This is a genomic window from Mycobacterium sp. ELW1, from assembly GCF_008329905.1.
Classification (GTDB): domain Bacteria; phylum Actinomycetota; class Actinomycetes; order Mycobacteriales; family Mycobacteriaceae; genus Mycobacterium.
This window is the reverse complement of record NZ_CP032155.1, coordinates 4,856,432-4,877,257: the sequence shown is the minus strand read 5'-3', so window position 1 is coordinate 4,877,257 and position 20,826 is coordinate 4,856,432. Positions and strand designations below refer to the sequence as shown.

General features: G+C 68.3%; 19 protein-coding genes and 1 tRNA gene. 10 read left to right on the top strand and 10 right to left on the bottom strand.

All coding sequences use genetic code 11. The annotated features are described in order from the left end of the window. Window positions 1-53: 53 nt before the first annotated feature. The gene (glmU, locus tag D3H54_RS23230) at window positions 54-1,529 is read right to left on the bottom strand and encodes a bifunctional UDP-N-acetylglucosamine diphosphorylase/glucosamine-1-phosphate N-acetyltransferase GlmU (protein WP_149381543.1); all 1,476 of its coding nucleotides are present in this window, start codon (window positions 1,527-1,529) and stop codon (window positions 54-56) included. A 7-nt stretch (window positions 1,530-1,536) separates the two neighbouring features. Continuing rightward, a tRNA-Gln gene (locus D3H54_RS23225) sits at window positions 1,537-1,608 on the bottom strand. Between the two features lie 129 nt (window positions 1,609-1,737). Between D3H54_RS23225 and D3H54_RS23220 the strand changes: the two genes are divergently transcribed. From D3H54_RS23220 to D3H54_RS23205, 4 genes are all read left to right on the top strand, one after another. After that, window positions 1,738-2,331 carry a TetR/AcrR family transcriptional regulator gene (locus tag D3H54_RS23220; RefSeq protein WP_168215105.1) on the top strand — a complete coding sequence of 198 codons (594 nt, stop codon included), beginning with the start codon at window positions 1,738-1,740 and terminating at the stop codon, window positions 2,329-2,331. A gap of 70 nt (window positions 2,332-2,401) precedes the next feature. Then, the gene (locus tag D3H54_RS23215) at window positions 2,402-2,911 is read left to right on the top strand and encodes a GAF domain-containing protein (RefSeq protein WP_149381541.1); all 510 of its coding nucleotides are present in this window, start codon (window positions 2,402-2,404) and stop codon (window positions 2,909-2,911) included. 79 nt (window positions 2,912-2,990) lie between these two features. Next, a complete protein-coding gene (gene mfd / locus D3H54_RS23210; RefSeq protein ID WP_149381539.1) occupies window positions 2,991-6,653 on the top strand; it encodes a transcription-repair coupling factor in 3,663 nt (1,220 codons plus the stop codon). Further along, window positions 6,650-7,765, top strand: coding sequence for a nucleoside triphosphate pyrophosphohydrolase (locus tag D3H54_RS23205; protein WP_149381537.1), 1,116 nt, complete (start codon window positions 6,650-6,652; stop codon window positions 7,763-7,765). Before mfd ends, D3H54_RS23205 begins: the two co-directional genes overlap by 4 nt. Here the strand turns inward: D3H54_RS23205 and efeB are convergent. The 3 genes from efeB to efeU are packed head-to-tail and all read right to left on the bottom strand — an operon-like array spanning window position 7,738 to window position 11,139. Next, window positions 7,738-9,036: an iron uptake transporter deferrochelatase/peroxidase subunit gene (efeB, locus tag D3H54_RS23200; protein WP_149381535.1), complete on the bottom strand. Its 1,299-nt coding sequence runs from the start codon at window positions 9,034-9,036 to the stop codon at window positions 7,738-7,740. The genes D3H54_RS23205 and efeB overlap by 28 nt on opposite strands. Further along, window positions 9,017-10,183: an iron uptake system protein EfeO gene (gene efeO, locus D3H54_RS23195; RefSeq protein WP_149381533.1), complete on the bottom strand. Its 1,167-nt coding sequence runs from the start codon at window positions 10,181-10,183 to the stop codon at window positions 9,017-9,019. Before efeO ends, efeB begins: the two co-directional genes overlap by 20 nt. Continuing rightward, on the bottom strand, window positions 10,180-11,139 hold the full coding sequence (gene efeU, locus D3H54_RS23190; RefSeq protein ID WP_149381531.1) for an iron uptake transporter permease EfeU: 960 nt from the start codon (window positions 11,137-11,139) through the stop codon (window positions 10,180-10,182). Before efeU ends, efeO begins: the two co-directional genes overlap by 4 nt. Before the next feature lie 178 nt (window positions 11,140-11,317). On the opposite strand from efeU, the gene D3H54_RS23185 reads away from it, so the two are divergent. The 5 genes from D3H54_RS23185 to D3H54_RS23165 all read left to right on the top strand — a co-directional run bounded on the left by D3H54_RS23185 (window position 11,318) and on the right by D3H54_RS23165 (window position 15,591). Beyond that, window positions 11,318-12,049 carry a lytic transglycosylase domain-containing protein gene (locus D3H54_RS23185; RefSeq protein WP_149381529.1) on the top strand — a complete coding sequence of 244 codons (732 nt, stop codon included), beginning with the start codon at window positions 11,318-11,320 and terminating at the stop codon, window positions 12,047-12,049. Window positions 12,050-12,142: 93 nt separating this feature from the next. Beyond that, entirely contained in the window at window positions 12,143-13,429 is a 1,287-nt protein-coding gene (eno, locus tag D3H54_RS23180; RefSeq protein ID WP_115316925.1) for a phosphopyruvate hydratase, read from the top strand. Between the two features lie 23 nt (window positions 13,430-13,452). Further along, entirely contained in the window at window positions 13,453-14,148 is a 696-nt protein-coding gene (locus tag D3H54_RS23175; protein ID WP_149381527.1) for an FtsB family cell division protein, read from the top strand. Next, window positions 14,141-14,638, top strand: coding sequence for a DUF501 domain-containing protein (locus D3H54_RS23170; RefSeq protein ID WP_149381525.1), 498 nt, complete (start codon window positions 14,141-14,143; stop codon window positions 14,636-14,638). Before D3H54_RS23175 ends, D3H54_RS23170 begins: the two co-directional genes overlap by 8 nt. Further along, window positions 14,629-15,591 (top strand): Ppx/GppA phosphatase family protein, encoded by a 963-nt coding sequence (locus tag D3H54_RS23165; RefSeq protein WP_502707769.1) that lies wholly within the window; start codon window positions 14,629-14,631, stop codon window positions 15,589-15,591. Before D3H54_RS23170 ends, D3H54_RS23165 begins: the two co-directional genes overlap by 10 nt. Before the next feature lie 7 nt (window positions 15,592-15,598). On the opposite strand, the gene D3H54_RS23160 is transcribed toward D3H54_RS23165, so the two are convergent. From D3H54_RS23160 to D3H54_RS23140, 3 genes are all read right to left on the bottom strand, one after another. Then, on the bottom strand, window positions 15,599-16,093 hold the full coding sequence (locus tag D3H54_RS23160) for a DUF4383 domain-containing protein (RefSeq protein ID WP_286198985.1): 495 nt from the start codon (window positions 16,091-16,093) through the stop codon (window positions 15,599-15,601). A 375-nt stretch (window positions 16,094-16,468) separates the two neighbouring features. Further along, complete coding sequence (locus D3H54_RS23145) at window positions 16,469-17,743, bottom strand: cytochrome P450 (protein ID WP_149381516.1); 1,275 nt, start codon at window positions 17,741-17,743, stop codon at window positions 16,469-16,471. 130 nt (window positions 17,744-17,873) lie between these two features. After that, entirely contained in the window at window positions 17,874-19,163 is a 1,290-nt protein-coding gene (locus D3H54_RS23140; RefSeq protein ID WP_286198984.1) for a sensor histidine kinase, read from the bottom strand. Window positions 19,164-19,199: 36 nt separating this feature from the next. Here D3H54_RS23140 and D3H54_RS23135 point away from each other — a divergent pair, with 36 nt between their 5' ends. Next, a complete protein-coding gene (locus D3H54_RS23135; RefSeq protein ID WP_149381513.1) occupies window positions 19,200-19,886 on the top strand; it encodes a response regulator transcription factor in 687 nt (228 codons plus the stop codon). On the opposite strand, the gene D3H54_RS23130 is transcribed toward D3H54_RS23135, so the two are convergent. After that, window positions 19,879-20,070: a ferredoxin gene (locus D3H54_RS23130; protein WP_149381511.1), complete on the bottom strand. Its 192-nt coding sequence runs from the start codon at window positions 20,068-20,070 to the stop codon at window positions 19,879-19,881. The genes D3H54_RS23135 and D3H54_RS23130 overlap by 8 nt on opposite strands. A gap of 73 nt (window positions 20,071-20,143) precedes the next feature. Continuing rightward, a complete protein-coding gene (locus tag D3H54_RS23125) occupies window positions 20,144-20,821 on the bottom strand; it encodes a response regulator (RefSeq protein ID WP_207569563.1) in 678 nt (225 codons plus the stop codon). Window positions 20,822-20,826 lie beyond the last annotated feature (5 nt).

Here is a 20,826-nt window from a genome sequence, read left to right as displayed (position 1 = left end):
CGTACGGTGCTACGACCCCGGGTTACCAAAAAGGCAACATCTGGCGACAACGATCAATCCTTGGCGTCACCTGATTGCGCGTGCTTCGCCTTGGCTGCGGCCTGCGCCGATGCGCTACCGGGTCGCTTGTGCAGCACCCAGTCCTCGATAGTGCGCTGTGGCCCAGCCGACACCGCCAGCGCGCCCGGCGGCACGTCCTCGCGCAGCACCGTGCCTGCCCCGGTATAGGCGCCGTCGCCGACGGTGACGGGCGCGACGAACATGGTGTCCGACCCGGTGCGCACATGCGAACCGATGGTGGTGCGGCTCTTGTTCTCGCCGTCATAGTTCACGAACACGCTGGACGCCCCGATATTGCTGTGCTCGCCGATGTCGGCGTCGCCCACGTAGGTCAGGTGCGGAACCTTGGTGCCCGCGCCGATGACCGCGTTCTTGGTCTCGACGAAGGTGCCAAGCTTGCCGCGGGCGCCCAGCTCGGTGCCCGGCCGCAGGAACGTGAACGGTCCGACCGTCGCCCCGTCGCCGATCGCCGATTCGCTGCCGTGCGTGCGGATCACCGAGGCCTCATCGCCGACGGTGACGTCGGTCAATGTGGTGTCCGGACCGATTTCGCAGCGCGCGCCGATCCGGGTGGCGCCCAGCAGCTGGGTCCCCGGCCGGATGACGGTGTCGCGGCCGACGGTGACGTCGACGTCGATCCAGGTGCTGAGGGGGTCGATGACGGTGACGCCGGCGCGCTGGTGGGCGGCCACTACCCGCCGGTTGAGCTCCCGGGCCAGGTCGGCGAGCTGCACCCGATCGTTGACTCCGGCGACCAGGGCGGCGTCGTCGACATGCTTGGCGTGCACCACCCGGTGGTCGGCGCGCAGGATCGAGATGACGTCGGTCAGATAGAGCTCGTGCTGGGCGTTGTCGGACGACAGCCGGCTCAGCGCGGAGCGCAGTTCGGCAATGTCGAACGCGTACACACCGGCATTGACCTCGCGGATGGCTCGCTGCTGCGGGGTGGCGTCGGTTTCCTCGACGATCGCGATGACCTCGCCGTCCTGGGTGCGCAGGATGCGGCCGTAACCGGTCGAGTTCGGCAGGGTCGTGGTCACGACGGTCGCCGCCGCACGCTGATCGCAGTGGTTGGCGATCAGGTCGGCCAGGGTTTCGGCGTCCAGCAACGGCACGTCGCCGGAGGTCACGACGACGGTGCCGGCGAAATCGTCGGGCAGCCCGGACAGTCCGCACAACACCGCGTGACCGGTGCCGAGTTGTTGCTCCTGCACGGCCACCTCGATGGTGCGGCCCAGCTCCTGCGCGAGCCCGGCCACCACCGGGCCGATCCGCTCGCGGTCCTTGCCGAGCACGGCGACCAGGTGCTGGGGAGCGACCTTGGCGACTGCGTGCAGGGCGTGCGAGAGCATGCTGCGGCCGCCGAGGGTGTGCAACACCTTGGGCGTATCGGAGCGCATGCGGGTTCCGGCCCCGGCTGCAAGCACCAGGACGGCGGCATCGGTCTGTGTGGTCACCTGGACCTCCATCAATATGCTCCGTCGCCAGGACTCGAACCTGAACTATCTGAACCAAAATCAGAGGTGCTGCCGATTACACCACGACGGACTGGCCGAAATGTCCGCCTGAGACTCTAGTGCAAACAGCTACGCTCAACCGGAGGGCAGGAGCGCAGCGACCCGGGAGAGGTTCACCGTGGCAGCACCGGAGAAGGAGCCGCGGGCACCGCGCGCCCGGATGACCGGCACCGAACGCCGGCGCCAGCTCATCGACGTCGCGCGGAGCCTGTTTGCCGAGCGCGGCTACGAGGGCACCTCCATCGAGGAGATCGCCCAACGCGCGAACGTCTCCAAGCCCGTCGTCTACGAGCACTTCGGCGGCAAGGAAGGCCTCTACGCGGTGGTCGTCGACCGCGAGATGTCGGCCCTGCTCGACGGGATCTCGTCGTCACTGACCAACAACCGGTCCCGGGTCCGGGTCGAACGGGTGGCGCTGGCCCTGCTGACCTACGTCGAGGAGCGCACCGACGGTTTCCGCATCCTGATCCGTGACTCACCCGCGGCGATCAGTACCGGCACCTACTCCAGCCTGCTCAACGACGCGGTCAGCCAGGTGTCCTCGATCCTGGCCGGCGATTTCGCCCGTCGCGGTCTGGACCCCGTGCTGGCCCCGCTGTACGCGCAGGCCCTGGTCGGCTCGGTGTCGATGACCGCGCAGTGGTGGCTCGACACGCGTGAGCCGAAGAAAGAAGTGGTCGCCGCGCACCTGGTGAACCTGATGTGGAACGGGCTGACCCATCTGGAAGCCGATCCACAATTGGAAGGTGAGTGACCACGCGGCCTGCGATAATCGACGCACACGCCGTATGTATCTGTCGGGGATGGCAGGAGGGGGTCGGCGGGTGATCGACACACGTGAGGTCATCGACCAGGTCCGGGCGCGCCTGCGCGACGCTCAACGGATCGAGGACATCCAGCAGCTGGTCAAGGTCGCGGCCCGGCAGGTCGCGGGCGCCCACGGCGCCACGTTCGTGCTGCTCGACAACGACATGTGCTACTACGCCGACGAAGACTCGATGAGTCCGCTGTGGAAAGGCCAGCGCTTCCCGGTGTCGGACTGCATCAGCGGGTGGTCGATGATCCACCGCACGGCCGTCGTGATCGGAGATGTCCGCCGGGATGAGCGGATTCCGCAGGACGCATATCGGCCGACGTTCGTGCGCAGCCTGGTCATGACCCCGCTGTTGGGGCCCGCCCCGATGGGGGCGATCGGTGTCTATTGGGCACACCCGGGGCAGCCGGCTCCGGCAGTGGTCGAGGCGCTCACGCTTCTCGCCGACCTCGCGGTGACCGCGCTGCAGCGTTTCCCCGAAGGCATTCCCGACCCCGGCTTCACGGTCGCCGGCCGCTGACGCGACCTGCATCACAGCCCGCGAGCGAATCGCGGCCCGCCGCAACGCCTTCGGTCCTGCCGCCTAGGATGGGTACATCATGACCGCACCGGGGCAGGAGTATGTTCACACCCCGATCGCGGGGCTGGTGGACTTGGCGCTGACCGCGCCGGAATTCGTCGAACTCACACAGCGGGCCGCCGAGCGGCCCGAAGAACTCGCGCTGGTCGGGCCGGCAAGTTCACAGCTGTACGCCGCCTGCGCGGTCGCCCGCAAGGGCCCGCTGCTGGTGGTGACCGCGACGGGCCGCGATGCCGACGATCTCACCGCCGAGCTGCGAGGCGTGTTCGGCGACTCGGCGGCGATGTTCCCGTCCTGGGAGACCCTGCCGCACGAGCGGCTCTCGCCCGGGGTCGACACCGTGGGCGCGCGCCTGCTGCTGCTGCGCCGGCTGGCCCGCCCCGACGACGAGCGCCTGGGCCCGCCGCTGTGCGTGGTGGTCACCACGGTGCGCTCGCTGCTGCAACCGATGGCTCCTGATATCGCCACCGTGGAACCGGTGACGCTCCTTCCCGGAGCCGAGTTCGACTTCGACGCGTTGATCGCGCGACTGGTCGAGCTGGCATACACCCGTGTCGACATGGTCGGCAAGCGTGGCGAATTCGCGGTCCGCGGCGGCATTTTGGATCTTTTCCCGCCGACGGCCGAGCACCCGGTGCGGGTGGAGTTCTGGGGCGACGAGATCAGCGAGATGCGGATGTTCTCGGTGGCCGATCAGCGATCCATCCCCGAGATCGACGTGGACAGCGTGGTCGCGGTCCCGTGCCGTGAGCTGTTGCTCACCGACGAGGTTCGCACCCATGCCGCCGAGTTGCTTGCCGGCCGCCCGCGCGGCGATAGCAACCAGGTCAGCGGCAGCGTCGCCGACATGCTGGCCAAGCTGGCCGAGGGCATCCCGGTCGACGGGATGGAGGCGCTGCAGCCGGTGCTGCGCCCCGACGACCTGACCCTGCTCGTCGACCACCTGCCGGACGGCACCCCGATTCTGGTGTGCGATCCGGAGAAGGTGCGCACCCGCGCGGCCGACCTGATCAAGACCGGCCGGGAGTTCCTCGAAGCGTCCTGGTCGGTGGCCGCTCTGGGCGGTGACGCCCCGATCGACATCGAAGAACTCGGTGGGTCCGGGTTCCGTGAACTCGACGAGGTCCGGGCCGCGGCGCGCGCGACCGGTCACCCGTGGTGGACGGTGAGCCAGCTGGCCGCCGAGGACGCGATCGAACTCGACGTGCGGGCCGCCCCGTCGGCCCGCGGCCAGCAGAGCAATGTCGACGAGATCTTCGCGATGCTGCGCGCCCATGTGATGACCGGCGGGTTCGCCGCCGTCGTCGCCCCGGGTACCGGCACCGCACACCGGGTCGTCGAGCAACTCGGCGAGCGCGACACCCCGGCCGCGATGCTGGAATCGGGCGAGGCGCCGAAGGCCGGCGTGGTCGGCGTGCTCAAAGGCCCGCTGCACGACGGCATCATCGTGCCCGGCGCCAACCTGGTGGTGATCACCGAAACCGATCTGACCGGCAACCGGGTGACCGGCACCGAGGGTAAGCGGCTGGCGGCCAAGCGCCGCAACACCGTTGACCCGCTGGCGTTGACCGCGGGCGACCTGGTGGTGCACGACCAGCACGGCATCGGGCGGTTCGTCGAGATGGTCGAGCGGACGGTCGGCGGCGCGCGGCGCGAGTACCTGGTGCTGGAGTACGCGTCCAGCAAGCGGGGGCAGTCGGCCGACAAACTGTTCGTGCCGATGGACTCCCTCGATCAGCTGTCCCGCTACGTCGGTGGCCAGGAGCCCAGCCTGAGCCGGCTGGGCGGGAGTGACTGGACCAACACAAAGACCAAGGCGCGCAAGGCTGTTCGCGAGATCGCCAGCGAACTGGTGGCGCTCTACGCCAAGCGGCAGGCCGCGCCCGGCCACGCGTTCGGCCCGGACACCCCGTGGCAGGCCGAGATGGAGGACGCGTTCGGTTTCACCGAGACGATCGACCAGTTGACCGCCATCCAGGAGGTCAAGTCCGACATGGAGAAGCCGGTCCCGATGGACCGGGTCATCTGCGGCGACGTCGGTTACGGCAAGACCGAGATCGCGGTGCGCGCGGCGTTCAAAGCCGTGCAGGACGGCAAGCAGGTCGCGGTGCTGGTTCCGACCACGCTGCTGGCCGACCAGCACCTGCAGACGTTCAGCGCGCGGATGGCCGGGTTCCCGGTGACGGTGAAGGGCCTGTCTCGATTCACCGACCCGGCCGAGTCGCGCGCGGTGATCGAGGGAATGGCCGACGGCAGCGTCGACATCGTCATCGGCACGCACCGGCTGCTGCAGACCGCGATCCGCTGGAAGGACCTCGGCCTGGTGATCGTCGACGAGGAACAACGCTTCGGCGTCGAGCACAAAGAGCACATCAAGGCGTTGCGCACCCACGTCGATGTGCTGACCATGAGCGCCACCCCGATTCCGCGAACGCTGGAGATGAGCCTGGCCGGCATCCGGGAGATGTCGACCATCCTCACCCCGCCGGAGGAGCGCTACCCGGTGCTGACCTACGTCGGCGCCCACGACGACAAGCAGGTCGCCGCGGCGCTGCGGCGCGAATTGCTGCGTGACGGGCAGGTTTTCTACATCCACAACCGGGTCAGCAGCATCGATGCCGCGGCCGCACGGGTGCGCCAGCTGGTGCCCGAGGCGCGGGTGGTGGTCGCGCACGGCCAGATGCCCGAGGAGCTGTTGGAGCGCACCGTCGAGGGCTTCTGGAACCGCGAGTACGACATCCTGGTCTGCACCACGATCGTCGAGACGGGACTGGACATCTCGAACGCCAACACCCTGATCGTCGAGCGCGCCGACACCTTCGGCCTGTCCCAGCTGCATCAGCTGCGCGGTCGGGTGGGACGCAGCCGTGAGCGTGGCTACGCCTACTTCCTGTATCCGAAGGAGATGCCGCTCACCGAGACCGCCTATGACCGGCTGGCCACGATCGCGCAGAACAACGAACTCGGCGCGGGCATGGCAGTTGCGATGAAGGACTTGGAGATTCGCGGCGCGGGCAATGTGCTCGGTGCCGAACAGTCCGGCCATGTCGCCGGGGTGGGATTCGACCTGTACGTCCGGCTGGTGGGCGAGGCCGTCGAGGCGTACCGGGCCGCGGCCGACGGCCAGACGGTCACCACCTCCGAGGAACCCAAGGATGTGCGTATCGATCTGCCGGTCGACGCCAACCTGCCGCCGGACTACATCGAGAGTGACCGGCTACGGCTGGAGGCCTATCGCCGGCTGGCCGGCGCCGGCGATGATGCGGGCATCGTCTCGGTGGTCGAGGAACTCACCGACCGCTACGGACCGCTGCCCGAACCCGCGCAGCGGCTGGTCGCGATGGCCCGGCTGCGGCTGGTGTGCCGCGGGTACGGGGTGACAGAGGTCGCCGCAACCGGAAGTGGTTCGGCCACAACGATTCGCGTCTCGCCGTTGACGCTGCCCGACTCCGCGCAGCTCCGGCTGAAACGGGTGTATCCCGGTGCGAACTATCGTGCGACCACCTCGACGGTGACGGTGCCGATTCCACGCTCGGGCAGCGGTGTCGGCGCCCCCCGGATCCGCGACCTGGAGCTGGTGCAGATGGTGGCCGATCTGCTTCGCGCACTTGACGGACAACCCCACGGCGAGCTTGATATAACGACGCATCTACCGGCAGGCGCGGCGAGAGGAGAGCGGTGACCGTCATCCTGGTCGATCCGCGCCGTCCGTCGCTCGTCCCCGTCGAGGCCGTGGAGCTGCTGGGCGGTGACGTGCAGTACACCGAGGAGATGCCCGTTAAGGTGCCGTGGTCGCTGCCGTCGGCGCGACCGGTGTTCACCGGTTCTGATGCGCCGGTGCTGCTCTCCTCCGATCGGCAACACCCCGGGGTTCAGGCCCGGTTGGCCGCCGGTGAGCGGCTGATCGCCGCGCCCGCCCCGCACTCCGGCGAGCGGCTGGTCGACGCGGTGGCGATCATGGACAAGCTGCGCACGGCCGGGCCGTGGGAGAGCGAACAGACCCACGACTCGCTGCGGCGCTACCTCCTGGAGGAAACCTACGAGCTCTTCGATGCGGTCCGCGGCGGCAACCTCGACGAGTTGCGTGACGAACTCGGAGACGTGTTGCTGCAGGTGCTCTTTCACGCTCGGATCGCCTCCGAAGCGCTCGATGGTTTCACCATCGACGACGTGGCCGACGCGCTGGTGCGCAAGCTCGGCAACCGGGTGCCCGCGGTGCTGGCCGGGGAATCGATCTCGCTGGAGGATCAGCTGGCGCAGTGGGAGCAGCGCAAGTCACTGGAGACCAGTACACGGGTGTCCTGTGTCGACGACGTGCCCACGGGTCAGCCGGCACTGGCGTTGGCGCAGAAGGTGATTGCCCGGGTGACGAACGCCGGGTTGCCGGCCGAGTTGATCCCGGCCTCGATCGTCACGGTCACCGTCGCTGCCGAGCGGGATGCCGAGAACGAGCTGCGTACCGATGTCCTGGAATTCATGGACACCGTACGAGCCGTCGAGCGCGCGATCGCGGCGAACCGGCGCGATACCGACGCCGCAACAGAGCTGGACGCCGTCACGGCATTGGGCGCGGTCAGCGCCGACGAGTGGCGCAGGCACTGGCCGGCACCGGAAGCCGAGCCGTTGGACCTCCCGCTGGTGCCCGAGGTGGTCACCGACGACGACGTGCTCGACGACGTCGACATCCTGCGTGTCGACGACGATCTGGACCTGCCCGAGCTGGCCGACGACCTCGCGGGCAGTGAACTGCGCGACGTCGAGGCCGATCAGCCCAGCAGCGTCGAACCCCAGTAGTCGCCGTCGCGCAGGCCCGGCGGGACCGCGAAGATCGCGCTGCCGGTGTGCGTGATGTATTCGTTGAGCAGATCGCGGCGGGCCAGCTCCATCTGCATCGGGATGAACTGGGTCGCCGGGTTGCGCACGAATGCGATGAAGAACAGCCCGGCGTCCAGGTGCCCGAATCCGTCGGATCCGTCGGTGAAGTTGTAGCCGCGGCGCAGGATCTGAATACCGTTCAGGTGCTGCTGGGATGCCAGCCGCACGTGGGCGTCGCGATCGATCAACGGCTCGTTCTTGTTGTCGACGATGTCGAAGTTCAGCTCCTCGAACTCCTGCTTGAGTCCGTTGGGCGCACCGCTGCCCTTCTGCCGGCCTATCACCCGTTCCTGCTCGAGGAGCGTTGTGCGGTCCCATGATTCGATCCGCATTCGGATGCGACGGCTGATCATGTAGCTGCCGCCGGTCATCCAGTCCGGTCCGTCGCCCTTGGCCACCCACACCTGCTGGTTCAGCGTGTCGGTGTCCTCGGCCTTGATGTTCGCGGTTCCGTCCTTGAACCCGAACAGATTTCGCGGTGTCGACTGTTCCCGGGTGGTCGAGGAGGTGCGGCCGAACCCCAGCTGGGAATACCGCACCGCGACGGTGCCGAAGCCGACCCGGGCCAGATTGCGGATCGCGTGCACCGCGACCTGGGGATCGTTGGCGCAGGCCTGCACGACGATGTCGCCGCCGCAGCGGGCCGGGTCCATGGTCTCGTTCGGGAACTTGGGCAGGTTCTCCAGCAGCTGCGGCTTCTGGCCGGCCAGCCCGAAGCGGTCCTTGCCGTCCTTGAGGAAAAGCGACGGACCGAACCCGATGGTCAACGTCAGCTGCGACGGCGTCAGCCCCAGCGCCTCACCCGTATCCGACGGTGGGGCATAGGGATTGAGGCCGACAGCGCCGTCGTGGACGGCTTCCTGGCCGGCGGTCATCCGCTCGGCCATGCCGGTCCACTCCTTGAGCATCGCGACGAGATCAGCTTTGGACTCGGTCGTCACGTCGAACGTGGCGAAGTGCATCCGATCCTGGGCGGGCGTGACGATCCCGGCCTGGTGCTCACCGCGGAACGGCACCGGCTTGTCCAGCCCACCGGTCACCGCGCCGGCCGCGGACGCCCGCCCGGCCAGCGCCCCGGCGCCCGCCGCACCGACCACCGCGGCGGTGACGCCCGCCGCGCCGAACAGCTTGCGCCGTGACAGTCCCGAGGCCGCCGCCGGCTTGTCGTCGTTACTGGGGAGCGATGACACCCTGCACCTGGCTTACCTCTTTGCTCAGCGCGTCGATCGCACGCGAGAGTTCCTGCCGCTGAGGCTCGGTCACGGTGTCGTAGAGCACGAAGCCGTCACCCTTGCGGTACTTGGCCAGCAGCGCCTCGACGTCGGCGAAGCCCTTGTCGACCCGCTTGCCCAACTCGGCGTTGCGGCTGTCGAGGATCGGCCGAACCGAGGCCACCGCGGTCTGGCTGCCCTGGACGTTGGCGTTGAAGTCCCACAGGTCGGTGTGGCTGAAGATGTCCTCTTCACCGCTGATCTTGCTGGCCGCGACCTCATCGAGCAGACCCTGTGCGCCACCGGCGATCTGGGTGGAGTCGATGGTCCACCCGGGTGCCTTCACGCCGTCGTTGAGCTCCTTGACGTCCGCCATCAGCTGGTCGGCCAGAGCGCCGGCGTCAGGCTGCAGACCGGTCACCCACAGCTGCTTCTCCAGCGCGTGGAAGCCGGTCCACTTCTGGCCGGGCTCCAGGTCGGCCTCACGAAGGTCGATGCGCGGGTCGAGGTCGTTGGGGAACGACTCGGCCACCGGCTCGATGCGCTCGTAGTAGGTGCGCGCGACCGGGTACTGCGCCTTGGCCGCCGCGACGTCACCGGACTTGATCGCGTCGATGAACAGCTGGGTGGCCGGGATCAGGGCGTCGGTCTGGCTGTTGACGTAGCGCTTGTAGCTGTCGGCGGCTTCCTTGAATTCGCCCTTCTCGTCGACCGCGACGGAATTGCCGGTCACGGTGAAGTCGCTACGAATGCCGTCGCCGATCATTCCCGGCTTGCATGCGATCTGGTACTTACCCGGCTCCGCGAGCTGCACGACGAGCTTGCGCTGCAGGCCGGGGGAGATGTTCTCGACCTCACCCATCACCCGCTCGCCCTCGCCGTAGACGTAGAACTCGGTGACCTTGGTCCCGTTGTTGGTGATCACGAACGTGCTCGGCCCGGTGGCGGCCTGGGTGCCCGACAGCTTGCATTCGGTGTCGGTGGCGTTCACGGTGATCTCGGAGGCTGCCTTGCTGCTCGAGTCCGCCGACTTCGTTTCCTTGGCGGTGCATCCGGCCAGTGAAACTCCGGCGAGGATCGCGGCGACAGCGGCGGTAGAAGTCTTGATGCCGTGGGGCAGCGTCACTTATGGGACCTTTCGGTGAGGGGAGAACGCTCCGAGTCTTCGGAGGCGGTGTCGGTGGAGACCTCGGCGGCGGCCGGTGCGGGCTTCGGGGCCGCCTTGGTGGGCCGCAGGAAGAGGGCGAGCACGACGACGATGTAGGCCAGCCAGAGGACGAGCTGCAGCACCGTCGGGGTCGGGGTGATGTTGAAGACGCCCTGGACGATCTCGCCGTACCAGGCCGACCAGTGTTCGGAGCTGATGTCGAAGGCCTTGGAGCCCAGGCCGGGCAGCCAGCCCACGGTCTGCAGTGCTCCGATGCCGTAGGACAGGACGCCCGCGGCCACCAGGATCAGGAACACGCCGGTGTAGGAGAAGAACTTTGCCAGGTTGATCCGTACCGCGCCGGCGTACATACCGCAGGCGATGGCGGCGGCGACCAGCACGCCGATCAGCAATCCGAGCAGGGGCCAGGCGGTCTCGGCTTCGGCGAAGCCGACCATGAACAGCGCGGTCTCGACGCCTTCCCGGCCGACGGCCAAGAATGCCAGCGCGAAGATGGCGAATGCGCCGGTCTCGAGTGCCTTCGACATCCCGGCCCGCAGCTCACCGGACAGGCCGGCGGAGGCTTTGCGCATCCACAGCACCATCGAGGTGACGATCACGACGGCAACCAGCGAGGCCACCCCGGCGATGGCTTCGGCCGCCAGGCCGGTGATCGTGTACGCGCCGTATTGGATCGTCAAGAACACCGCGACGGTCATCAGCACTGCCGCGCCGACGCCCAGCCAGACCCACTTCAGGGCGTCGCGGCGGTCGGATTTCACCAGGAATGCCACCAGGACCATGACGATGATGCCGGCTTCCAGGCCCTCGCGGACGCCGATCAGCCCGCTGCCGAACAGCTGCGCGCCGACATTGGGGGCGGCCGCGCTGACTGTCGTGTGGATGCCGCTCGGGATGTCCGCCAGGTGGGTCATCGCGCGTCCTAACTCACTGCCGAGAATGCTGGTCAAGCAAGGCTTACCAAATGAAGGATCGGCTCACCTTAACAGACGGTAGGTAATGAAGTTACCGGCCGTTCGGACCCGCCGGTAGGGACTAACGACCCGGGAGCCGTGGGACGATGAACATGTTTGGTTGGGCCCGAGGAGTGCTGTGTTGTCAACGCGTTGGCTGCGTGCTTTCGCCGTCATTGCGGCGGCGGCGATGTTGCTGGCGGCCAGTTGTTCCTGGCAGCTGGGCACGCCGATTCCGGACGGGGTGCCACCGCCGCCCGGCGACCCGGTGCCCGCCGTCGACACGCACGCCAAGGGCCGGCCGGCCGATCAGCTGCACGACTGGGCGGCGCAGCGGGCGCCGGCGCTCGGTATCCCCATCACCACGCTCGAGGCGTACGCGTACGCCGCACGGGTGGCCGAGGTGGAGAACCCCAACTGCCACCTGGCCTGGACCACGCTGGCCGGGATCGGCATGGTCGAGAGCCACCACGGCACCTACCGGAACGCCGTCGTCGCGCCGAACGGGGACGTCAGCCCGCCGATCCGCGGCGTCCACCTCGACGGCACCAACGGCAACCTCGAGATCATCGACGACGAGAAGACGCTGAGCAATGACGAGCCGATCTACGTCCGGGCGATGGGACCGATGCAGTTCATCCCGGAGACCTGGCGCCTCTACGGCGTCGACGCCAACAATGACGGGGTGATCAGTCCGGACAACATCGACGACGCGGCGCTGTCGGCGGCGGGGTATCTGTGCTTTCGGGGCAAGGACCTGGCCTCGCCGCGCGGGTGGATGAACGCACTGCACGCCTACAACCACTCCGACCAGTACGCCCGCACTGTGCGGGACTGGGCGACGGCATATGCGGAAGGGCACGCGCTCTGACAGCGCTGCCGCGACTCAGGCAATTCTGGAGCGCTGCCGCGCTGGGGACCATCTAGGCTGTTCGTCGCAGACCACGACGCAAGGAGAGAGCCAGTGCCCATCATCGAGCAGGTCGCGGCCCGCGAGATCCTCGACTCCCGCGGCAACCCGACGGTCGAGGTCGAGGTGGCCCTGATCGACGGCACCTTCGCCCGCGCCGCCGTCCCATCAGGCGCGTCGACCGGCGAGCACGAGGCCGTCGAACTCCGCGACGGTGCGGCCCGGTACGGCGGCAAGGGTGTCGAGAAGGCCGTCGAGGCCGTGCTCGACGAGATCGCGCCGGCCGTCATCGGCCTGTCGGCCGACGATCAGCGTCTGGTCGACCAGGCCCTGCTGGACCTGGACGGAACCCCCGACAAGTCGCGGCTGGGTGCCAACGCCATCCTCGGCGTCTCGCTGGCGGTGGCCAAGGCCGCCGCTGACAGTGCGGGCCTACCCCTTTTCCGATACCTGGGCGGACCCAATGCCCACATCCTTCCGGTGCCGATGATGAACATCCTCAACGGCGGCGCACACGCCGACACCGGCGTCGACGTCCAGGAGTTCATGGTCGCCCCGATCGGCGCGCCGAGCTTCAAAGAGGCGCTGCGCTGGGGCGCCGAGGTCTACCACTCGCTGAAGTCGGTGCTCAAGAAGCAGGGTCTGTCCACCGGGCTCGGCGACGAGGGCGGTTTCGCGCCGGACGTCGCGGGCACCAAGGCGGCGCTCGATCTGATCGGCACGGCGATCGAGGCGGCCGGATTCACCCTCGGCACCGACGTCGCGCTGGCACTCGATGTGGCGGCGACCGAATTCTTCACCGCCGGTAAGGGTTACGCCTTCGAGAAAGAGGTGCGCACCGCCGAGCAGATGGGCCACTTCTACGCCGACCTGCTCGACTCGTACGCGCTGGTGTCGATCGAGGATCCGCTGTCGGAGGACGACTGGGACGGCTGGGTCGAGCTGACCACCGCCATCGGCGACCGGGTGCAGCTGGTCGGTGACGACCTGTTCGTCACCAACCCGGAACGGCTCGAGGACGGTATCGAGCGGGGCGCGGCCAACGCACTGTTGGTGAAGGTCAACCAGATCGGCACGCTCACCGAGACGCTCGACGCTGTCGCGCTGGCGCACAACAGCGGTTACCGCACGATGATGAGCCACCGCAGCGGCGAGACCGAGGACACCACCATCGCCGACCTGGCCGTGGCCGTCAGCAGCGGTCAGATCAAGACCGGTGCCCCGGCCCGCAGCGAACGGGTCGCCAAGTACAACCAGCTGCTGCGCATCGAGGAAGCGCTCGGCGACGCCGCACGCTACGCCGGCGATCTGGCGTTCCCGCGGTTCGTGGTCGGCGAATAGCCTCCAGAGATCCGAAAGAGACTGTGGCGGAAAGCAAGCGGCCCGACTCGAAGCGACGCTCACCGGCCTCCCGGCCGGGGGGCGCGGGTCGTGTCCGCTCGCGCACGTCGCCGTCGGCCAAAAAAGATCCCCGTCCCACCGAGGCCAGAGCCAAACCGGAGGTGGTCGGAGTTGGTGCGCCTGCGGCGCCCGAGACCGGACACACGGTCACCGAACCGGTCCGCCGCGCCATCGCGGCGTCGGCGGAGCGCCAGAGTGAACAGCGGCTGGGCTTCACCGCACGCCGTGCGGCCATCCTGGCGGCGGTGGTCTGCGTGCTCACCCTGACCATCGCCGGTCCGGTGCGCACGTACTTCGCGCAGCGCACCGAGATGAAGCAGCTCGCCGCGTCAGAGGCCGCGCTGCGTGAGCAGATCGCCGATCTGGAGTCGCAGAAGGCCAAGTTGGGTGATCCGGTGTACATCGCGGCACAGGCCCGTGAGCGGCTCGGCTTCGTGATGCCCGGCGACATTCCCTACCAGGTGCAGCTGCCGCCGGGAGCCGTCGTCACACCCGATACCGGCCCGGCGGCCGCACCGGTGCGCAGCACCGATCCCTGGTACACCTCGTTGTGGCACACCATCGCCGACACTCCGCACGGGCCGCCGCCGGTCCCGTCCGCCGATCCCGGGCCGCCGGCGGAACCCGGCCCAGCACCACCCCCGGCGCCCGGTGGTTGATCCCGCCGATCTCGACGCGGTGGCGCGGCAGCTCGGGCGCGAGCCGCGCGGCGTACTGGAGATCGCCTATCGCTGCCCCAACGGTGAACCGGCCGTGGTCAAGACCGCGCCCCGACTGCCGGACGGCACCCCGTTCCCGACGCTGTACTACCTGACCCATCCGGTGCTGACCGCCGCGGCGAGCCGGCTGGAGTCCGACGGGCTGATGCGCGACATGAGTGAGCGGCTGGCTCAGGACCCGGAGCTGGCTGCCGCCTACCGGCGGGCGCACGAGTCATACCTGGCCGAACGCGACGCGATCGAGGCACTGGGAACCACGTTCACCGGGGGAGGTATGCCCGACCGCGTCAAGTGTCTGCACGTGGTGATCGCGCATTCACTGGCAAAAGGCAGGGGCGTCAACCCATTTGGCGACGAGGCGCTGGCCGTGCTGGCCGCCGAGCCGGGGATGGCGGGAATCCTGGACAACGAGGAGTGGACATCAACGTAGAGACGAACCGGGTTGCGGCCATCGACTGCGGCACCAACTCGATCCGGCTGCTGATCGCAGACCTCGCCGGGGACCGGCTGCACGATGTGCACCGGGAGATGCGCATCGTTCGGCTGGGTCAAGGTGTGGACGCCACAGGGCAATTCGCCCCTGACGCGCTGGCCCGCACGCAGGCGGCGCTGGTCGACTACGCCGCGCTGCTCAAGCAATTCGGCGTCGGCAAGGTACGGATGGTGGCGACGTCGGCGACTCGCGATGCGGCCAATCGTGACGTGTTCTTCGCGATGACCGCCGAGGTGCTGGACCCGGTGGTGCCCGGTGCGGTCGCGGAGGTGATCACCGGGCACGAGGAAGCCGAGCTGTCGTTCAACGGCGCGGTGGGCGAACTCGCTCACGCCGCAGCGCCGTTCGTTGTGGTCGACCTCGGCGGCGGCTCGACCGAGGTGGTGCTGGGCAACGGGGTGCGCGCCGGCGGCGTGCAGGCCAGCTTCTCCGCCGACATCGGATGCGTGCGGCTCACCGAACGCTGTTTACACTCCGATCCGCCGACCGCGGCCGAGATCGCCGCCGCCCGCGAGGTGGTGCGGGAACGTCTCGGCGAGGCACTGCGGGTGGTGCCGGTGGAGCAGGCCGCGACCTGGGTGGGGGTGGCGGGGACCTTCACCACGATCGCCGCGCTGGCCCACCGTATGACCACCTACGATCCGGCGGCGATCCACCTGTCGCGGGTCGGCTTTCCGGACTTGCTGGCAGTGTGCGAACAACTCGTCGGGATGACCCGCAAGCAGCGCGCCGCGCTCGGCCCGATGCACGAGGGTCGCGTCGACGTCATCGGTGGCGGTTCGATCGTCGTCGAGGAACTCGCCCATGCGCTGGGGCAGCGGGCCGGGATCGACGAACTGGTGGTCAGCGAGCACGACATCCTCGACGGCATCGCGCTCTCGCTCGCCTGAGCGGCCCTCACTCGTCTTCGGGCAACACCAACGGTTCGCCGTCGGCACCGGTCGGTGTCTTGGTGCCGGCGAGCGTCAGCCCCAGCACGACCATGACCACCCCGATGGCCAGGTGGAGCCAGTTGTCGGCATCGTTGAGCGGCAAGATGTTTCGCGGACCGGACAAGTCGATGAGCAAACCGTAGATCCACAGGCCCAAGAAGATCAGCCCGCCGCCGATCAGGTACGCCCGCGCTCGGGCGAACGTGCGGGCGAGCACCAGGCCCGCCACCCCGAAGGCCAGGTGCACCAGGTTGTGCACCACCGACACCCCGAAGACGCCGAACAGCTCGGACCGTGACCCGTGTGCCCAGTGCAACTGGTCCAGACGGGTGGTCAGCCCAGGGATGAAGCCCGCGATCGCGACGGCGAGGAATGCCGCGGCGACCAACACCGCGGCTCCCTGTACCGCCAGCAGGCCGACCCGAGCCCGCTGGAGCCTGCCAGAACGGGCCGTCTCCATGGGGGTCTGCATACCCGTCAATACGGGCGGTCAACCCGCAGGCGCGGGGCCGGTCGGTTAGAGCTTGACCTTGCAGCCGCTGCCGATGTTGTGGCAGTGGTGACCGCCGTCGCAGGCGTTACAGCGGCAGGTGCAGCCACCCGTGTGTTTGGCAGGCAAAACGTGCATCGCAGACCATCTCCTTTGATGTGACCCACCTCACAATAGCGAGTGCGGGACCGCGCGTGAAGTGCCGGGTCAGAAGCGGATCAGGCCGCGCAGATTGACTCCGGCGTGCATGTCGGCATAGCCCTGGTTGATGTCCTCCAGCGAGTACTCACGGGTGCAGGCCCCACAGCACTGCGGCCTTGGTCTTCATGCGATTCTCCTGATTTTTCAGCGCTTTTCGGGTGTCCAGGTGGCGGGCAGGCGGTTGATGCCGTTGATGAAGTTGGCGATCTGGAACTCAGGCCGCGGTGCGCAGATGTCCGGGATGCGGGTGTACACCTCGGTGAGCAGCGACCGCAGCATCGTTCTGGCCAACGCGCCGCCGAGACAGAAATGTGGCCCGCCGCCGCCGAATGCGATGTGGGGATTAGGGTTTCGCAGGATGTCGAAGGTGAACGGGTCGGTGAAGACATCCTCATCGCGATTACCGGAGATGTACCACAACACGACCTTGTCGCCGGCCTTGATCTCCGAGCCCCGCACGGTGACGTCCCGGGTTGCGGTGCGGCGCATGTGCAGCAGCGGTGACGACCAGCGCAACACCTCTTCGACCGCGGTGTCGATGCGCCCCTCGATGTCCTCGACGAGCAACGCCTTCTGATCCGGGAACCTCGAGAACGCGTAGATGGCCTGTGCGGAGGCGTGCCGGGTGGTGTCGTTGGAGGCGACGGCCAGCAGCACGAAGAACGCCTTGAGTTCGTCGTCGGTCATCTTCTTGCCGTCGAACTCGGCCTGCACCATCCAGGTCAGCAGGTCCTCGCCCGGCTCGGCGCGGCGCTGCGGGATCAGCTCCGCGGCCACCGCGTGCAGATCCATGACTGCGCCCATGAACAATTCGAGCTCGCCCTGGTCACCGCGGACCCGCGGATCGGTCCAGCCGAGCAACCGCTGCGCGGCGTTCGTCGCCTTGTCACGGATCTCTCCTTCGGGCAGACCGAAGAAGCTCCCGAAGATGCGCGCGGGCAGCTTCACCGACACGAGGTCGACGAAGTCGCCCTCGCCGAGGTGCGACATCTCGGTGACAAGGTCGCGCGCATGCCCGCGAACCCAGCTCTCCAGCCGCCGCATGTTCTTGGGTTTGAAGGCGTCCATGGTGATGCCGCGCAGCTGGGCGTGCCGCGGTGCGTCCATCGCGATGAAGGACTGCGCGACCTCGATCGCCTCGGGGGCGAAGTCCTCCATCGTGATGCCCTGGGCCGACGAGAAGATCTCCGGATGGCGGCTCGCCATCCGGATGTCCTCCTGCTTGGTCAACGACCAGAACCCGTGGGTGTTGAGTTCCGGCGGCAGCAGGTCGGACTCGGCGGGACGGCTCCACGGCACCGGGTTTTCCCTGCGCAGGACGGCGAAGGCCTGATCGCGTTCGTCGGGGTGCTTGGCCCAGAACGAGCGGGCACTCAGGTCGATCTCACCGTGGGTGGGCGCGGTGGTGGGGGCGGTCATCGGCGTCCTCTCGTCGTCGCCGCGTGCGTTGGTGTGGTTCGCGTCACGTCGGCGTCGCACCCATGGTCACCATCGCCGGCCCGGCACGGGACCGGCGCGCGTGCCAATCGCTGGCCTGCGGGGGCCAGTGTCAGGACTCGATGGGCGCCCGGAAGGTCACCGACAGGCCGCCGCCGTCGCGTGTGGCGAAGTCGACGCGACCGCCCATCGCCTCGACGATCTGCTGCACGATCCACAGACCCAATCCGGCGGTGCCGCGCTGACCGCCGGTGCTGACGTATTTGGCCGTCAGTTCGCCGAGGTTTTCGACGGGAATGCCGGGCCCGCGGTCGAGCACCGCGATCACCAGTTCGTCTCCGTCACGGGCGCAGGTGACGTCCACCGGGGCGTCGCGGCTGTGCCGGGATGCGTTCTCCAACAAATTGGTCAGCACCCGCCGCAGTCCCTGGGCGTTGATGACGACGGCGCCCAGGTCGCCGGTCGACGTCACCCGCAGCCGAGGACCTGTGAGGCCGACGGCGGCACCGGCCGAGGTGACGACATCGCCGACGTCCACGCGCCGGAGCCGGCCGGACGAGAACGTGGGCCGCCGGCTCAACGCGACGTCGGAGAGCGCCTCGATCATGTCGGCGAGATGATGCACGTGGCGCTCCGCGAGCTGCAGACTGGTGTCGCGGTCGGCTGACGACATCGGCGGCGCCGAGGTGAGAGCACTCATCAGGGCCTCGAGCGAGGCGATCGGGGTGCGGAACTCGTGGACCAGGACCTGGAGCCCGTCCTGCTGGGACTGGTAGGACCGCAAAAGCCTGGCGCGTAGGTCCCGTTCTTCCTCGGCCGCGGCGTGCTCGGCCTCGGCCTCCACGAGCGCGCGGACCCGGGAGCGGTGCTCGCGTTCGGCCAGCGCGGAGAGCCCCGCGGTGATGATGGCGATACAGACCACGAAGAACGCCCACCAACCGGTCTGCACGCCCGGCGAAACCGAGAACGGGTTCTGGGGCGAGGTTTTCAGCGCGATCGGGATGAACGCCGTGCTGAACAGGACGGCGGCCGTCAGTGCCTCGGCGAACGAGAGCCGGGCCGCCGACGCGACGATCACGGCGACCGGCACCGCCACCACCGGGCTGTACGCGCCGCCGGTGAGACCGACGACGGCCAGGGTGAAACCCGAGTCGAGGACGGTGATCAGCCACGAGTAACGGGTGCGCCGCACCTCCAACTGGGCATTGGCCATGAGTATCGCGGCGTACACCAGCGCGGCGCCGAGGACGGCGAACGTCGCCTGCGCATGCTCGCGGGCCCAAGCCGGCCCGATGAGCAGGATGACCCCGATCGACACGACGATCGCGGTGCGCACCGCGACCACGGTGCGGGCGAGGGCGTAGCCGTCGTCGGTGTTGGTCAATCGATCGAGCGGTCTCACCCGGCTGACCCTAAGGTTGGGTCTAGCATCGCGGCAATGAACGCCCACGTCCGGGGAGCGAAGATCGTCGTGGTCATCGTCGATGACCACGAGCTGTTCGCCCAGGGCCTGGCCTTGCTGCTCACCCGAGAGTGGGGTGAGCTGTTCACCGTCGGCGGCCAGACCACCCACGTCGAAGAGGCCGCTGATCTGGTGGCCGGTTGCCAGGCGGACGTCGCCATCATCGACCTCACGATGCCGCCACTCGGTGGGGTGGCCGCGATCCGGCACATCAAGGCGCGCCATCCCACGACTCGGATCCTGGCCTTGTCGGGCACCGACGATATGGGCCTGGCCGAAGAGGCGTTACGTGCCGGCGCCGACGGCTTCCTTCCGAAGACGGCACGGCCGGAAGCATTGGCCGGGCCGTTGTGGACTATCGCCGAGGGTCTGTGTGTGGTGGACCGGACACTGCTCGATGCGCTGCTGAACAACACCCGCAGGCCGCCGTCGGCGTTGTTGGATGGTCTCTCCGACCAGGACCTGCGGTTGTGGACTCTGCTGGCCACCGGCATGGAGACCACCGATATCGCGGCGCGGATGCTGGTCTCGGAGCGCACCGCCAAGCGAATGGTCGCCGCGCTGCTGCACAAGCTGGGAGTGACGAACCGGATCGCCGCGGCGGCCATGGCCGGTCGCTACCGCGTGCTCGACGACCTCGCAGACGCCGAGCGGCTCAGCTGACGCTGATCGCCAGGGCCGGGCAAATCGCGGCAGCCCGGATCGCGCGATCACGTTCGCGCTCAGGCGGATTGGGCTCCAGTACGACAACCTGTTCGGCCCCGTCAGGAAGATCGAACAGTTCCGGTGCGGCCATCAGGCACTGCCCGTGGCCTTCACACAGCCGGTAATCGACGGAGATGTGCATCGCGTCAGTATTGGCCCGGCGGCCGTGCTGCGGGCGGTCCGCGCGCGCCAGATCTGGCCTGGCCGGGCCACCCTCACTGCTCGAACCGGTAGCCCATGCCCGCTTCGGTCAGCAGGTGCCGCGGATGCGATGGGTCGTCCTCCAGCTTGCGGCGCAGCTGCGCCAGGTACACCCGCAGATAATGGGTCTCCTTGGCATACGCCTGGCCCCACACCTCTTTGAGCAACTCCTCCCGGCCCACCAGCTTGCCGCGGTTGCGCACCAGCATCTCGAGCATGCCCCACTCGGTGGGGGTCAGGTGGACCTCGGCGCCGTTCTTGATCACCTTCTTGGCGGCCAGATCGACTGTGAACGAATCGGTTTCGATGACCGGCTCGTCGGTCTCCGATGCCGCCGCGCCTCGACGCACCGCCGCGCGCAGCCGGGCCAGGAACTCGTCCATCCCGAACGGCTTGGTCACGTAGTCGTCGGCCCCGGCGTCGAGAGCGTCCACCTTTTCCGCGGAGTCGGTGCGGGCCGACAGCACGATCACCGGTGCGGTGAGCCAGCCGCGCAGCCCGCCGAGCACCTCGATGCCGTCCATATCGGGCAGCCCGAGGTCCAGCACGATGACGTCGGGCCGTTGTTCTGCGGCGGCCTTCAGCGCCGCCGCGCCGGTGGCGGCGGTGATCACCTCGTAGCCGCGCACGCTCAGATTGATCCGCAACGCCCGCAGGATCTGCGGCTCGTCGTCGATCACCAGCACCTTGATCTTGC

Excerpts from the sequence above, each read along its gene's own strand:
- D3H54_RS23130 (WP_149381511.1), bottom strand. The coding sequence starts at position 20,070 with ATGCACATCTCCGTCGATTACCGGCTGTGTGAAGGCCACGGGCAGTGC.
- D3H54_RS23160 (WP_286198985.1), bottom strand. The coding sequence starts at position 16,093 with ATGGAGACGGCCCGTTCTGGCAGGCTCCAGCGGGCTCGGGTCGGCCTG.
- mfd (WP_149381539.1), top strand. The coding sequence starts at position 2,991 with ATGACCGCACCGGGGCAGGAGTATGTTCACACCCCGATCGCGGGGCTG.
- D3H54_RS23220 (WP_168215105.1), top strand. The coding sequence starts at position 1,738 with ATGACCGGCACCGAACGCCGGCGCCAGCTCATCGACGTCGCGCGGAGC.
- D3H54_RS23135 (WP_149381513.1), top strand. The coding sequence starts at position 19,200 with ATGAACGCCCACGTCCGGGGAGCGAAGATCGTCGTGGTCATCGTCGAT.
- glmU (WP_149381543.1), bottom strand. The coding sequence starts at position 1,529 with ATGGAGGTCCAGGTGACCACACAGACCGATGCCGCCGTCCTGGTGCTT.
- D3H54_RS23145 (WP_149381516.1), bottom strand. The coding sequence starts at position 17,743 with ATGACCGCCCCCACCACCGCGCCCACCCACGGTGAGATCGACCTGAGT.
- efeU (WP_149381531.1), bottom strand. The coding sequence starts at position 11,139 with ATGACCCACCTGGCGGACATCCCGAGCGGCATCCACACGACAGTCAGC.